The 13,554-nt window shown below is 49.0% G+C and carries 14 protein-coding genes; 8 read left to right on the top strand and 6 right to left on the bottom strand.

What is annotated here, in order from left to right:
• Nucleotides 1–127 precede the first annotated feature (127 nt).
• From ACTHMC_RS01045 to ACTHMC_RS01030, 4 genes are all read right to left on the bottom strand, one after another.
• On the bottom strand, nt 128–1,213 hold the full coding sequence (locus ACTHMC_RS01045) for a DegT/DnrJ/EryC1/StrS family aminotransferase (protein ID WP_440410077.1): 1,086 nt from the start codon (nt 1,211–1,213) through the stop codon (nt 128–130).
• Entirely contained in the window at nt 1,210–1,581 is a 372-nt protein-coding gene (locus ACTHMC_RS01040; protein ID WP_440410075.1) for a sugar 3,4-ketoisomerase, read from the bottom strand. Before ACTHMC_RS01040 ends, ACTHMC_RS01045 begins: the two co-directional genes overlap by 4 nt.
• A 7-nt stretch (nt 1,582–1,588) precedes the next feature.
• The gene (locus ACTHMC_RS01035; RefSeq protein ID WP_440410073.1) at nt 1,589–2,632 is read right to left on the bottom strand and encodes a hypothetical protein; all 1,044 of its coding nucleotides are present in this window, start codon (nt 2,630–2,632) and stop codon (nt 1,589–1,591) included.
• Nucleotides 2,633–2,817: 185 nt separating this feature from the next.
• The gene (locus ACTHMC_RS01030; RefSeq protein WP_440410072.1) at nt 2,818–4,305 is read right to left on the bottom strand and encodes a lipopolysaccharide biosynthesis protein; all 1,488 of its coding nucleotides are present in this window, start codon (nt 4,303–4,305) and stop codon (nt 2,818–2,820) included.
• A gap of 105 nt (nt 4,306–4,410) precedes the next feature.
• Here ACTHMC_RS01030 and rfbF point away from each other — a divergent pair, with 105 nt between their 5' ends.
• Genes rfbF through ACTHMC_RS00990 form a run of 8 tightly spaced genes read left to right on the top strand, consistent with a single transcriptional unit; the run spans nt 4,411 to nt 11,682 of the window.
• The gene (rfbF, locus tag ACTHMC_RS01025) at nt 4,411–5,187 is read left to right on the top strand and encodes a glucose-1-phosphate cytidylyltransferase (protein ID WP_440410070.1); all 777 of its coding nucleotides are present in this window, start codon (nt 4,411–4,413) and stop codon (nt 5,185–5,187) included.
• Nucleotides 5,151–6,257, top strand: a complete 1,107-nt coding sequence (rfbG, locus tag ACTHMC_RS01020; protein ID WP_440410068.1) for a CDP-glucose 4,6-dehydratase — start codon at nt 5,151–5,153, stop codon at nt 6,255–6,257. Before rfbF ends, rfbG begins: the two co-directional genes overlap by 37 nt.
• On the top strand, nt 6,254–6,799 hold the full coding sequence (gene rfbC, locus ACTHMC_RS01015) for a dTDP-4-dehydrorhamnose 3,5-epimerase (RefSeq protein WP_440410066.1): 546 nt from the start codon (nt 6,254–6,256) through the stop codon (nt 6,797–6,799). Before rfbG ends, rfbC begins: the two co-directional genes overlap by 4 nt.
• A gap of 3 nt (nt 6,800–6,802) precedes the next feature.
• Complete coding sequence (locus ACTHMC_RS01010) at nt 6,803–8,029, top strand: methyltransferase domain-containing protein (protein ID WP_440410064.1); 1,227 nt, start codon at nt 6,803–6,805, stop codon at nt 8,027–8,029.
• A gap of 5 nt (nt 8,030–8,034) precedes the next feature.
• Entirely contained in the window at nt 8,035–8,892 is an 858-nt protein-coding gene (locus ACTHMC_RS01005; RefSeq protein WP_440410062.1) for an NAD-dependent epimerase/dehydratase family protein, read from the top strand.
• Nucleotides 8,885–9,622, top strand: coding sequence for a cephalosporin hydroxylase family protein (locus ACTHMC_RS01000; RefSeq protein ID WP_440410060.1), 738 nt, complete (start codon nt 8,885–8,887; stop codon nt 9,620–9,622). Before ACTHMC_RS01005 ends, ACTHMC_RS01000 begins: the two co-directional genes overlap by 8 nt.
• 15 nt (nt 9,623–9,637) lie before the next feature.
• Nucleotides 9,638–10,681: a glycosyltransferase family 2 protein gene (locus ACTHMC_RS00995; RefSeq protein ID WP_440410058.1), complete on the top strand. Its 1,044-nt coding sequence runs from the start codon at nt 9,638–9,640 to the stop codon at nt 10,679–10,681.
• A complete protein-coding gene (locus ACTHMC_RS00990; protein WP_440410057.1) occupies nt 10,681–11,682 on the top strand; it encodes a glycosyltransferase family 2 protein in 1,002 nt (333 codons plus the stop codon). Before ACTHMC_RS00995 ends, ACTHMC_RS00990 begins: the two co-directional genes overlap by 1 nt.
• Here ACTHMC_RS00990 and ACTHMC_RS00985 read toward each other — a convergent pair.
• Nucleotides 11,676–12,857: a glycosyltransferase family 4 protein gene (locus ACTHMC_RS00985; RefSeq protein WP_440410055.1), complete on the bottom strand. Its 1,182-nt coding sequence runs from the start codon at nt 12,855–12,857 to the stop codon at nt 11,676–11,678. The genes ACTHMC_RS00990 and ACTHMC_RS00985 overlap by 7 nt on opposite strands.
• Nucleotides 12,854–13,543 (bottom strand): NAD-dependent epimerase/dehydratase family protein, encoded by a 690-nt coding sequence (locus ACTHMC_RS00980; protein ID WP_440410053.1) that lies wholly within the window; start codon nt 13,541–13,543, stop codon nt 12,854–12,856. Before ACTHMC_RS00980 ends, ACTHMC_RS00985 begins: the two co-directional genes overlap by 4 nt.
• Nucleotides 13,544–13,554: the final 11 nt, after the last annotated feature.

The raw sequence follows: 13,554 nt of genomic DNA, 5'->3' as shown, positions 1-13,554 counted from the left end.
GTGCCCTGCAACTCGCATCCCCGCGAGTTACATCTATTCCGTCGCCTCCCGGCATCACGGTGTTCGCCGGAGGCGAACAAATAAAAGTCACTCGCCAGAGGGGAGCGACAGGGCACACATTGATTAATTAAAACTTATTCATTACTTCGATGACCCGTTCAACATCCTGTTTGGTATGCAGGTAAGAGATGGGCAGGCTTAGCGTTGTCTGGTGGATCTCTTCCGCAATGGGGGTGGGTACCTGGTCAAGCACACCGCGCATCGCTTCCTGTTTGTTGGGAGCTACCGGGTAATGAATATCTGTTTTTATTTCATGCTTCAATAAGTATTCTTTCAATGCATCACGTTTCGGATGGCGGACATTGTAGATATGGTACACATCAAAATAATCCGGGTGCACCTGCGGCTTGATGAAATCATTTTTCAAACCTTCGTGATACAGGGCTCCAAGCATGCGCTTGTGTTCTGTAATGGCCTGCATCTTCGCCAGTTTCACACGCAACAACGCTGCCTGTAATTCATCCAGCCTTGAATTGAAGCCAACTACTTCATTATAATATTTTACTTTGCTTCCGTAGTTTCTCAGGGTAGTGATCTTCGTTATTAATTCTTCGTTATTACAGGTAATGGCGCCTGCATCACCGATTGCGCCCAGGTTCTTGGTAGGGTAGAAGCTCCAGGCTCCATAATCCCCGAAACTGCCTGCCTGCCTGCCTTTCAGTGAAGCGCCATGCGCCTGCGCACAGTCCTCCACTACAAAGAGATGGTGTTTTTGAGCGATAGCCATGATGCGGTCCATCGCGCAGATCTTTCCGTAAAGATGCACTACCAGGATGGCCTTTGTTCTGGGCGTTATCTTTTCTTCGATTAAAGAAGGATCGATATTGTAGGTGGCGATATCAGGTTCCACCAGCACCGGCGTACACCCATTATGCATTACAGCCAGGATGGTAGCGATATAGGTATTGGAAGGCACTAACACTTCATCTCCGGGTTTACAGCCAAGCGCACGCAGACTGAGGATCAAAGCATCCAGTCCGTTTGCCAGACCAGCTGCATGAGATGCGCCACAGTATTGTGCAAATTCCGTTTCAAATTGTTTTACCTGCTGGCCCAGTACGTACCAGCCGCTTTGCAGCACGTTATCAAAGGCCTTGCGATAATCATCAAAGAATGCTGCATTGGCTTTGCCGAGGTTTTCGTATTCTATCATACAGCTGAGTAGGGTTCAAAAATATAATCGTTGGCATCAAAGTACTCGGAGGCGAGTACCATCAGGATGGCATCAGGGGTAAACTGGTCCATGGTATGCCAGTCTTCCGGCTGAATGAGCAGACATTTATCCGGACGGTTCAGCTCAAAATATGCTTCCGAACTGCCATTGTTATTGTAGATGCGGCAGGAGCCCTGGATACAGATGGCTGCCTGAATGGTTTGCTTATGGCGGTGCCCACCTCTTTTGGATTCATCCACTCCGTAGATATAAAAGATCCTTTTGATATCGAAGGGGACCACTTTCTCGATCACCGTAAGATTTCCACGCTTGTCTGTAAAAGTCTTCAGGTCTATTAATTGTGCCATGTGCTGCTTATCTGATCTGGTTCAGTGAATAATAATGGTTGTGGCGGCTAAAATTATACATTTTAAAATGGAAAGGCGATGCTTTGCCCATTTTGATGTTCAGTAGTCTTTCTTTCAGAAATTGTACCAGGATGGAAGCTTTACCGGGAGCAGGCTGTGTTGCGCCATTTGAATTGAGGGTAAAACCCTTTGCTTTCAGGGCCGCTTCAATTTCCAGGAGCCTGTTCAGGTATGGAAAATAGAATAATGCCACCTGATCCTTGCTGAATTCATACAAGGTTCCGCACAAAGCCACCTGCTGGTCAGTAAAGAATTTCACGCCATGAAAATGGAAATAGATGGCGTTCCATTTTTTGCCGGTGGAAATTTCCGTAATGGTAAGCTGCCCGTTTTCCAGTCCGGGCTCCGACTGCTGGATATTCCATGGTGCAAGCCCTTCACCGCGATGTTTGAACACATGTACTCCTTCAAATTGTGAAGGCCAGTTATCGAGGTATTTCTGATCCCCGAACTTGCCATCCTCATAACGTGCAAAACACCATTCAATGCAACGATCGCGCCACCAGTTCAGCACGCGCATACCACGTTCATCGTTCCGGAAGAACATGAACTGAACGCAATAGATGCCGCTGGTAACGGACTGGTCATAGATGGGCGTATAACGGTGACTGCTGATGGCAACTGAATTATCAGCGATCTCATCAAAGAGCACCTGCGGATCGCTGTAAAAATACAGGTCGGCATCCAGGTAGGTGCAGCTTTCGAGATTATAATGAGTGATACTGTATCGTAAGATGGTAGCGGTGCTGGTCCAGCAATATTCCGCCATGCTCCTGGTGGGTTTCACGGCCAGGATGGCTTCATCTTCCCATTCCTTCATGGCAACGGGCGTGAGATGGGGGTAGTTGAGTTTTTTGAGACAGTCATAACTGGCATCGTCAAACGCATATACATACAGATGGAATGAGGAGCAGTTCTTTTCCAGGCTCTCGTACAGGGCCAGACCGCGGGCGAGGTAATTGGTATTGAATAAGGTGCAGAAATTGAGCATCGGTTATTTCAAAAGTCAGATTTATAATGTGTTAGCGTTACGGTGTTGACAGGTAATGACTGACGGTCGTTGCATGCAAATGTAATGTCCGGTGCATGAAATGTTCAAAAAAGAGGCCTTATCCGTTGATTCATACATGAATCGGTTGTTTTTAATGGGCTTTTAACGGAGGATGCCATCCCGTATTATTTCCTGGTCAGTTTCTTTTTAACGATTTTAAGCACTTCCGGCAGGTCAGGGGTAAGGCGGAAAAGAAGCACTCCACCGATATAAAGACCGGAGAATACGGCGCTCTTTATGATAATCCCCGCCAGGCCATGGATATTTACCAGTTGCATGATGCCATATATTGCCACCGCCATCAGCAGGGCATAGAGGCTTTGGGGGGTGAAAGGCCAGTAACCGAAACGGGTTTTCAGGAAAATGATCCGGATGGTATTGTAGGTGGTATACGTAATGAGGGTGGCCATAGCAACGCCCTCCATTTCCCAGGCACGCGCCATATATATGTTCAGTGGAATGGAAGTGGCCAGCAGCACCAGTCCGGAATAAAAATCGAAACGCCAGGCGGGGGAGGTCATGATCACGGCGCTGCTGATACCCACGGTCAGGTCCATCACATTGTAGATGCCCAGGATGAGGAACACTATTTTGCCTGAGGCGAACCTGGGATCGAGGCCCATTACTTTGAGTCCATCATCGTAGTTGATCCATATGATCAGGAAGAGGAAGGTGCTGATCAATTGCAGGTTGATGCTGGCCCTTTTGAAGATGCGGCCGATCTCTTCCTGGTTCTTGTTCTTCCAGTGTTCTGCGATCAGCGGGGCCGCAATGGCCATCAGCGCGCGGTAGGGCACCTGGATGATGGCAGCTGAAAACTGGTTGAGCGTGTAAATGCCCGCCTTGGTAAGGCCGCCAACACCGGCAATGGCCAGGGTGTCTATCTGGCGGGCTATCCCGTTGATTACAATACCGCTGTACACGAAAGCCACATAGGTGAAGATCTGTTTGCGCAGTCTTTTGGTGACCGTACTGATCCGGAAATTGAGATGGAAATTTCCGGAGGCTACCAGGTAGATCACTACAATCACCACCAGCAGCATGTACACGCAACAAAAAAGGATCACAAAGGTATCGAAACTGATTAGTTTGAAAGCGTAGAGAAAGATCAGTACCGATACGGTCAGGCGATACATCGTTTCCTTCATGAAATTGGGCAGTACAGTCTTTTTCAGCGTGTAGAGATAGCTTTCAAGGATCATGAAGCAGAGAAAGAAGAAGGCAAATACCAGTCCCCAGTAATAGTATTTCACCAGCAGGAGCGACCTTTCCGAAAACTTCCGCACAACCAGCGGCTCAAAGATGAGGCAGGCCGTAAACACCAGGATGGCGCCAATGGCGCTGATCATCACGGCAATAGCAAGCATATCATTCCGTTTATGGCTGAGTCTGTCGAAATAATACGGGAAGAACTTGCCCATGTAAATGGTCATGCCCAACGTGCCGATGGGGGCAATGATCTGTGCAATGCTGATAATGGTTTGGGTGAGGCCGTATTGTTCGGGGGTGAAAAGTCCCTGTTTGGTGAAAAAGTAAGTGTTGATGGCGCCGATCAGGAATCCTGCATACGACAGAAAGGATGATTGTATGGTTTGTTTGCGGATCTGCCCCATTGGGATTTGTTGGTAAAGTGGGAGCAAAAGTAAGTAAACTTTGCTGCTGCTTCCCCTATGTAATGAGATATTAATAAGTTAGCTTTGCACAACTTTTTTCAAAATATGAAAGTAGTCATTTTTGCCGGCGGCCTCGGCACGCGTATAGCCGAGGAAACAGATACTCGTCCCAAACCCATGGTGGAGATCGGTGGTAAGCCGATCCTCTGGCATATCATGAAGATATACAGCCATTACGGTTTCAATGAATTCATTATTTGTCTTGGATATAAAGGCTTCCTGATCAAGGAATACTTCATGCAATATTTCCTGCATAATTCAGATCTCACCATCGAACTGGGCAGCAATAAGCTGGATGTTCACTACACCAATACAGAGTCTTTCAAGGTAACCCTGGTGGATACCGGTCTGAACACCAAAACTGCAGGCAGGCTTAAACGCGTGCAGCAATATGTGGGCAATGAGGATTTCATGCTCACGTATGGTGATGGTGTTGCCGATGTTGACCTGGCGAAGCTCCTGGCCTTTCATAAGGCCCATAACAAAGTAGCTACCGTAACCGCCATCCAGCCCGAAGCCCGCTTCGGTGGTATGGAAATGGGACCCAATGGAGAAGTGCTCAACTTCAAAGAAAAACCCAAAGGCGATGGCAAATGGATCAACGGAGGTTTTTTTGTGCTGAAGCCCGAAGTGTTCAGTTACCTCGACGGCAATATGGATGATACCATGTGGGAGGATGCTCCCCTGGAGAACCTGGCCAAAAACGAGCAGCTGATGGCTTTTCAGCACCATGGGTTCTGGAAATGCATGGATGCCATGCGCGATAAACTGGAACTGGAAGCTTTATGGCAAAACAATCAGGCGAAATGGAAAATCTGGTAAGCAATACAGAATTACTTTCCTTATACCAGGGAAAGAAAGTGCTGCTCACCGGCCATACCGGCTTCAAAGGCGCCTGGCTGATGAACTGGCTTACCCAACTGGGAGCTGACGTAAAGGGCTATGCGCTACCGCCTTCCTATGAAGGTGGTATCTACCAACTGATGGAGCCATTCGTTCCCGGCGCTTCCATCCTGGCAGATATCCGCAATAAGGAACTGCTGAAACAGACCGTGCTGGATTTTCGTCCGGATTTTATTTTCCACCTGGCAGCACAGCCACTGGTAAGACTTTCTTACGAGATCCCGGCCGAAACCTTTGAAGTGAATGCCATCGGTACTGCCAACCTGCTGGAAGCGGCTATCAGGCTGGATAAGCACTGCGCTATTGTGGTGATCACCACCGATAAGGTGTACGAAAACAAAGAACAGGATATTCTCTATAAAGAAGATGATGTACTGGGAGGTTATGATCCATACAGCGCCAGCAAGGCCTGTACGGAGATCGTGGTGAGTTCGTTCAGGAACTCATTTTTCAATCCTTCCCAGGCCCTGAAAAATCGTCCGGCCATTGCCAGCGCCCGCGCAGGCAATGTGATAGGAGGGGGCGACTGGAGCAAGGACCGCATCGTGCCGGATATTGTCCGCGCACTGAGTGCGGAACAGAGCATACCCGTGCGTAACCCGAATTCAATAAGGCCCTGGCAGCATGTGCTGGAGCCCCTGCACGGTTACCTCGTGCTCGGCGCTTTACTCTACAACCTGCCCGCTACTTATTCCAGTGCGTATAATTTCGGTCCCCTGCCGGAAGACCATCTTACCGTACAACAACTGGTGGAAACGGCCATCGGCAGCTGGGGAAGCGGTAACTGGAGCAACCTGGCCGTTCCCGGTCAGCCACACGAAGCCAACCTGCTCAAGCTCGACATTGCCAAAGCCATGCAGCAGCTGCACTGGAAACCGAAGCTCAGCGCTAAGGAAGCCATCCGGTGGACCATCGAATGGTACACACAGCCTGTGAAGGAGCAACTTGCATTCACTCTTCAACAAATCAACCAGTACCAGGCATTATGATCTTTACACACACTCCGCTCGCCGGCAGCTATATAATAGGGCTGAAGCCATTCACCGATGACCGTGGATGGTTTGCCAGGTTCTATTGCAAAGATGCTTTCAAAGAGATCGGGCATACCAGTGAGTGGGTACAGATGAATCATTCCTTCACTACTCATGCAGGCACCGTAAGAGGGATGCACTTTCAATTGCCTCCGTTCCGCGAGATCAAGATGGTAAGGTGTATTGCCGGCGCAGTTTATGATGTGATCGTGGATTGCCGCGAAGGCTCACCCACATTCCTGCAATGGTTCGGAGCAGAGCTTTCCGCTGCCAACCGCAATATGATGTATATACCCGAAGGTTTTGCGCATGGGTTCCAGGCGCTTACTGATAACTGTGAGCTCATTTACCTTCACAGCGAATATTATAAGCCGGGATCGGAAGGCGGCCTCCGACATGATGATCCTGCACTCGATATCAAATGGCCGCTGGCCGCAGGGAACCTGTCTGACAGGGATGCCAGCCATCCGCTGCTCACCACAAACTTTAAAGGATTGTAAACTATGCAATGCAGATTTTGTAAAACGGAACTTACGCATGTTTTTATCGACCTGTTCAATTCCCCTGCTTCCAATTCATTTCTAAGGCAGGAGCAGCTGAATGAACCGGAAACATTCTATCCCCTCAAAACCTTCACCTGCCCCAAATGTTTCCTGGTGCAGGTTGATGAATATAAAAAGTCCGACGCCATCTTCAACAGCGATTATGTTTACTTCTCATCCTATTCCACCAGCTGGCTCAAACATGCCAAAGCTTATACGGAAAAGATGATCGAACGTTTTGGTTATAACGAACGATCCAAGGTAATAGAAATCGCTTCCAACGATGGCTACCTGCTGCAGTACTTCGTGGAAAAGAAAGTACCGGTGCTCGGTATCGAGCCTACCGCCAATACTGCAAAAGCAGCGGAAGAGAAAGGCGTTGAATCTGTGGTTGATTTCTTTGGCGTTCGCCTGGCTGAAACCCTTGCAGCGAAAGGTATCAAAGCCAATCTCCTCCTGGGAAACAATGTACTGGCGCATGTGCCGGATATCGTGGATTTTGTAGGTGGGATGAAGATACTGCTGGCCACTGATGGGGTGATCACCATGGAGTTCCCGCACCTGATGCAACTGGTAGACAATAATCAGTTCGATACCATCTATCATGAGCATTTCTCTTACCTGTCTTTCTATACCGTGCAGCAGATCTTTGCGGAAGCTGGACTGGAAATGTTTGATGTGGAAGAGATCCCCACTCATGGAGGATCACTGCGCATCTACGCACATCACAAAGAAGACAGCACCCATATAATAACCCCCAATGTGCAGATGCTGCTGGATAAAGAAAAGAGCAAGGGCATGCAGGGGCTCGACTACTATGATAATTTCACACAGCGTGCGCTTAAAGTGAAACTGGACCTTATGGACTTCCTGGTGGAACAGAAACGTGCCGGTAAAAAAGTGGCGGCCTATGGCGCAGCAGCAAAAGGTAATACCCTGTTGAACTATTGCGGCATCAAGTCTGACCTGATCGAATACGCCGTTGACGCCAACCCTCACAAACAGGGTAAGTTCATGCCGGCCAGTCATATTCCCGTAGTGGATCTGGAGCACCTGAAGCAGCACCAGCCTGATTTTGTGATCATCCTTCCCTGGAATATCAAGGAAGAGATTGTGCAGCAGCTGGCGTTCATCCGCAACTGGAAAGGGCAATTTGTAGTACCCATCCCTTCTTTACAAATACTGTAACTCCAATGGCGGCAGTACTGGTAACAGGAGCAACTGGTTTTATCGGCAATTATGTGGTTGCCCGGTTACTGCAATCGGGTCACCAGGTGATAGCCAGCTCAGCCAGTGCTGAGAAAGCTGCTGCCATGCCCTGGTACAACCAGGTGAATTATCTGCCTTTCGATTTCAACAGCTTCGATCCGGTTGTGAATTATTATGATTATTTCGGCAGGCCCTCCCATATGATACATCTTGCCTGGGAAGGATTGCCCAATTATAAATCCGGTTTCCACACGGAGATCAACCTGCCCCGCCACAAGGCGCTGCTGGCAAACCTTACAGACAAGGGGCTTAACGATCTGACCGTGACCGGAACCTGCTTTGAATACGGCATGCAGGAAGGACTGCTGAAAGAAGAAATGGAAGTATTTCCTGCCAATCCATATGCCATCGCCAAGAATGAACTGAGGATCTTCCTGGAGCAACTGGCTGCTGAAAAAGGTGTCAGTTTCAAATGGGCCAGGCTCTTCTACATGTATGGAAAAGGACAAAATCCGAAATCCTTACTTTCGCAACTGGAAAAGGCCCTGGCCAACGGCGATGCTGAGTTCAATATGAGTGGGGGAGAACAGGTAAGGGATTTCCTGCCGGTGGAGAAAGTGGCGGAATACATTGTGCGCATTGCGCTTCAGCAGCAGGTCACCGGTGTGATCAACTGTTGCAGCGGTCAACCGCAAACAGTGAACCAGCTGGTGGAAGATTATTTACATCAAAACAAAAGGACGATAGTCCTCAACCGGGGCTATTATCCATACCCCGATTACGAACCAATGAGGTTCTGGGGAGACGATACCAAACTTAAAACCATACTGAACCATGAGTGATCCTGTAAAGGCTTTTATTGAAGAAAGAAAGCAAAGGATTGATGCCAATGGCAATAATGAAGAGCTGCAGGCAGCCGCCAAAGCTTTCAACGACGCAAGCAACAAGAGCCAGTACTCTTATAATTTCAGCTGGATGGGCAGGCCCATCATCCAGTACCCGCAGGATATGATCGCCATGCAGGAACTGATCTGGGAGCTGAAGCCCGACCTTATCATCGAGACCGGCATCGCTCATGGTGGATCACTGATCTTCTACGCTTCACTGATGGAACTGATCGGCAAAGGAGAAGTACTGGGCATCGATATCGATATACGCGCACATAACAGGAAAGAGATAGAAGCACACCCGATGATGAAGCGAATCAGGATGCTTGAAGGCTCAGCCGTGAGCGACGAGATCGCTGCACAGGTGCGCCAGGCGGCTGAAGGCAAGCAGACCGTGATGGTGCTGCTGGATTCCAATCATACACATGAACATGTGCTGCGCGAACTGGAGCTCTATGCGCCGCTGGTTACGCCAGGTTCATACTGCGTGGTGTTCGATACTATAGTAGAGAAACTTCCTGAGAACTATTTCAAGGAATCACGCCCGTGGGGTGTTGGCAATAACCCACTCACTGCCGTGTACGAATACGTGAAGCAGGATCCCCGCTTTGTGATCGATACAGCCATCGATAATAAATTACTGATCAGTGTGGCCCCTTCAGGTTACCTGAAGAGAATCAAATAGAAACCATTCCAACAGATGAATGCAGGCGAACCTTCTTTCAGCAATCCCTGGGTCACTTTTTGCATGACCACTTTCAAGAGGCCGGACTTCCTGCATCAGCAGCTGACGGCCCTTGCCAAACAGAGCTTCCCGCATTTCAGGGTGGTGATCTCTGACAATGATCCTGCGGGTAGCGCCAGGGCCACTGTGGATGCATTCAATGATCCGCGCGTTTCTTATTATGTGAACGAAGTGAACCTCGGCATGGTGAAGAGCTTCAACAGGAGCCTGGCCAAAGCCGAAACGGAATACGTGGTGATGATCACGGATGATGATCCCGTATATCCGGATATGCTGCAAACCCTGTATGATCTCAGCCTGCAACATCCGGGTTATGGTATGTACATGGGCGGCTGCGATATCATGTGTTACAACCCTGAAGTGGCGCGCAGCAGCAGGCTGAAAGTGGGTACCAACTCCTGCCTGGCCAACCTGCCGATCGGCACCATCCGCAAGTATGAAGGAAAGGATTTCCCTTACGCATATTTCAGGAATGAGATCGGCTGTCACCTGCTCTGGTCATGTGGTGTGGTAAAAAGAGAAATAGCTATGGCCATTGAAGGAATGCCTGATTTCGGGGCTCCTTACAATACGGATTTCGGATACATAGTGCTCAGCGGCGCCCGGCAGGGAGCTTTGCTGCTGAATACTTCCCTGGGTTGCCAGGTGGTGCATGGCGCTAATTACGGCTTCACTGAATCCGATTATGATAAATTCTACGTTACGCCGGATAATTTCATGAAGTGGGTGATGGATCATCTTCCGAAGAACCACGACTGGTCTTCTTTACAGCAGCCCTTGACCAACTTCACAGCCCGCTGGGTGGTGGAGTACGCAGTATCCATCAAGAAGATCGCGAGGGACCTGAAACTGAAGAAACCTGATTTCGATAAAGTTGTCAATAAAATATTCAGGATCCCTTACCTGCGGAAATGGAAGATCAAGTATCTCCTGGCCATTCATTTTCCTGGTCTGTTTGAATTCCTGATCGGTATCAAAAACAAGTTGTACAAAGCCTGATGGCAAAATTCAGCATCATATTGCCTGTTCGTAACGGGGGAGAATATGCGAAAGAATGCATCAACAGCATCCTGGCGCAGACCTTCACGGATTTCAATATCGTGGTGCTGGACAATTGCAGTACAGACGGGACCGTGGAATGGCTTGAATCCCTGAAGAACGAAAAGATCATCATTCATAAGGCAACGAAGTCGCTGACCATTGAACAGAACTGGGCAAGGATCAAAGATGTGTCGCGTAATGAATTCATGACCATGATCGGTCATGATGACCTGCTGGGGCCGGATTACCTGGCCGTGATGAACCATCTTATTGAACGTTTCCCCGATGCCACTTTGTACCAGGCACATTTCAATTTTATCGATGCCGGGGGGCAGTTTGTAAGGGCCTGCCTGCCGATGGATGAACAGCAGCGGGTGCATGAATTCCTGGCCAGCCAGATGCAGCGCACCATTGACAGTACCGGAACGGGTTATATGATGCGGTCTTCCGATTATGATGCTTTGGGCGGCATGCCAGCTCATTATCCCAATCTTATTTTTGCTGATTTCTCCCTGTGGATCCGCCTGATGGCGAAAGGGTATAAGGCTACAGCCTTCAACAATTGTTTCTCTTACCGCCTGCATGATAGTGTTTCCCGCACCACCAACGGGATGGCTTTTCTGAATGCCTTCGGCGAATATGTGAAAGATATGCATGCATTGCAGCAACAACTGCCGGAAGTGGATGCCAGCATCCGCAGGTATGGAAAAGATTTTCTCTTGTTCTGGTGTGAGAGTTTAAGTCACCGCTTGCTGAAAACGCCTGTAAAATTAAGAACGCTGAAAGTGAAAGGATTGATCGCCCTGTTCAAAGCTCATGCAGCCACCTTGATACCTGGTCAACCATTTGAGCCTGTAAGCATTTTCAGGATCAGACTGGCGCTGCTGCTGGATTCCAATGCCATCAGCCGCAATGTATTTCAATGGTACAGGAGGCAGACGGGTAATCCGCGTCAATAGTTTGTATCTGTGTAAAGGAACTCGTTGTAGAGTCTGCAGAATTTCTCTCCCCCGAATTTTTCAATGGCAATTTCCCGGCTACGCTTACCCATGATCTCTTTTGCATCCGGGTTGGCAACCAGCCATTGCAGTAGTTCCACGCCTTCATTTACAATAGCTGCTTCATCGGTGGCACGGATCAGCAAACCGTTCTCCATATGTTTTACATAATCGGGGATGGCATTCACCGCCGTGCTCATTACAATGCGCCCATGCGCCATCATCTGCATGATCACCAGGGGAAGACCTTCATAAGCGGAAGTCAGGATCAGTACATCCGAGTTCTTATAGATCTTCTGCATCAGTGCCTCGTCCCGCACATTTCCATAGAAAGTGCAGTAGGGATATTTTGAAGGATCGATCACATTCTCCACATCCCCCACAAAAGTGAAATGGACGGGAGCACCCAGCTGGTGCAGCTTTTCCGCGATGGCTGCCGTGAGCGGCACCCGTTTCTGCGGAGCGCCCCTGCCTATGAAAACCACTTCCAGAAGGGAATTATGTACAGCCTCATAAGGAGGGATATCGATCATGTTCTCAGCAAAGCGAAGTCTTTTTGCATAACTGGCATCCAGCCCTTCTTTCTGATACAGGTCTTTCATGTCCTGCATCAGTTTAACGGTACTGAATACCCGAAGTGTGATCAGGTCAGCAAACCCGATGGAGTAGTGGAACCAGGTATCCAGGTGGCAGAGCTCTATGCGACGCACATCGCGGTTTACATGCGCCAGCATCTTGTAAAAGAAAAGGCCTTCTCCTCCGAAGATCACGGCGTTGGGAGCACGGTTGATCCAGGAAGCCAGAACGCCCCGGTAAAAGAAATTGACAAAATGAAAAAGCTTGTTGTCGATCTTCCCATGCAGATCCAGCACACGAAAGTCTTTGAAGAGTTCCTTGTGCCCGTTGTTCTTAGGCTTCTTTGAAAAGATGATGAGCGGATTTTTATCCCTCACGCATCCGGCGATATCCGCATTCACTTTGATGGCGCCACCGATATCGGCAGAAGGGTAGAAAAGGAAGGTACTGGTGGGCTGTTTCAGGGGAAACAACCTGCCGTAGATCTTCCCGGCAAGTACAAAGGGAAACATCCCGATGTATTCCAGTCTGCGCTTCAGTACTCCTCTCCGGTGGCTCATGATCCGTAATATTTGGTTAGAATTTTCTGCAGGTAGTCTGGATCAAAATGGATGTCCAGGGTCTTGCAAACCGCTGCTATATCACGGGTATCGATGGTTACCTGGCCGCCTCTGTCTTCCAGGGTGTATTTGCCTTTGGTACCACAGAATGCTTCGATACTGTTCACAATATATTGCACGGGATAACTTTCCGTATTGGCAATATTGATGGTGCGGTTCACAGCCAGCTTATGCTGCAGCATATGATCGGCTATCCGGAAAACGTCTTCCGTATCGATGATATTGCGCTCAGACCGCTTCCAGAGCCGGAAAGGGATCCCCTGCGAAATATGCTGGTAGAAATAGTTGAGGATCGTATTCGGGTTGTCCGATTTTCCGGCCAGGTTACTGAGCCGGAAAATAGTATAGGTATGTACGTTAGTCCGGATCAATTCCTCCATCTGCAACTTGTGCTGCGAATAGGGTGCCTGCAGCAGATCAGGGTCCTCCACGCTGGTAGTACTGAAATACACCAGGTGTTTCTCCGGGTTCTGTTCTATTGATTGACGCAGCAGGTCTTCCTCTCTCCTGAAATCCGCATCAGTGCTGGATTTGGAGTTGGATACACCCGATGCGAAGACCAGGAATGCCTGTTGGTCCGCATAACTGCTGAAGCTCCCCGCCACTAAGCCTTTTCCGATAACCATGGGTTCCGCAG

Origin of the sequence: Pseudobacter sp., from assembly GCF_051955275.1 — a bacterium.
Taxonomy (GTDB): Bacteria; Bacteroidota; Bacteroidia; order Chitinophagales; family Chitinophagaceae; genus Pseudobacter.
Note: the sequence above shows the minus strand (reverse complement) of the source record. Positions and strands in the feature narration are given on the sequence as shown.